This window comes from Streptomyces sp. NPDC044061, from assembly GCF_056434305.1.
Window position 1 is genome coordinate 1 of record NZ_JBWKFL010000195.1, and the last position, 1,091, is coordinate 1,091.

Consider the following 1,091-nt stretch of genomic DNA (forward strand, 5'->3'; position numbering starts at 1 on the left):
TGAAGTTCCCCCGCTGAACTGGACAGCCTGATACTGGGACGGTTGAGTCCCGGAGGAAGCAGTCCAGATAGTGAGTGGCAAGAGCAACATGAGCAAGCGGTATACGGCCGAGTTCAAGCGGGACGCGATCGCGCTCGTCCGGTCCTCGCCGCATCGGAACGTTACGGAGATTGCCCGGGAGCTGGGAGTGAGCCCCGAGGGGCTGCGGGGCTGGGTCAAGCAGGACAGGACCGACCGGGGCGAGGGGCCGGCGGGCGCGCTGACGACGGATGAGCGCGAGGAGTTGCGTCGCGTTCGCCGCGAGCTGGCCGAGGTCAAGAAGGCGAATGAGATCTTGGTAAAAGCCGCGGCCTTCTTCGCGAAGGAGATCGTGAAGTAGGCGCGGTGTGTCTCTTCATCGATGCGGAGAAGGCCACCGAGGCGAACCCCGATGGCTACAGCGTTGCGCGGCTGTGTCGCGTCCTGGGCATCAACCGCTCCACCTACTACTCGTGGCTCGCTGCGCGGCCGGCCGTCGCCGAACGACGGTGCATTGAGGACGAGTTGGCCGGTCGTATTCGCGAGATCCACGCTGCTTCCCGTGGCGCGTACGGCGTCCCGCGGGTGCACGCCGAGCTGCGGCGCAGGGGCCACGGCATCAACCGGAAGAGAGTCGAGCGGATCATGCGCGAGCGTGACATCCGCGGGATCACCCGCCGCCGGCGCCGCCACCTGACGAGGCAGGACACCAAGGCCGCCCCGGCCCCGGACCTGGTCGGCCGCGACTTCACCGCCAAGAAACCCGGCACGAAACTGGTCGGCGACATCACGTATCTGCCGACGATCGAGGGCTGGTGGTACCTGGCGACCGTCATCGACCTGGCGACCCGCGAGGTGATCGGATACGCGATGGCTGACCACCACCGGGCCGAACTGGTCACCGACGCCCTGCGCATGGCCGCCGGCCGCGGCGAGCTTCAGCCCGGCTGCATCATGCACACCGATCGCGGCAGCGAGTACACAAGCAGCGAATTCCGATGCGAGGTAAGGAAGTTGAACCTGCGGCAGAGCATGGGAAGAACCGGCATATGCTATGATAACGCCGCAGCCGA

Annotated in this window: 2 protein-coding genes; both read left to right on the top strand. The window is 66.4% G+C overall.

What is annotated here, in order from left to right; all coding sequences use genetic code 11:
• The first annotated feature begins 70 nt into the window (after positions 1-70).
• Positions 71-379 carry a transposase gene (locus tag AC07CM_RS51050; RefSeq protein ID WP_478883383.1) on the top strand — a complete coding sequence of 103 codons (309 nt, stop codon included), beginning with the start codon at positions 71-73 and terminating at the stop codon, positions 377-379.
• Positions 380-384: 5 nt separating this feature from the next.
• Positions 385-1,091, top strand: a 707-nt coding sequence (locus tag AC07CM_RS51055) for an IS3 family transposase (RefSeq protein WP_478883384.1), incomplete at its 3' end; no start/stop codon positions are given.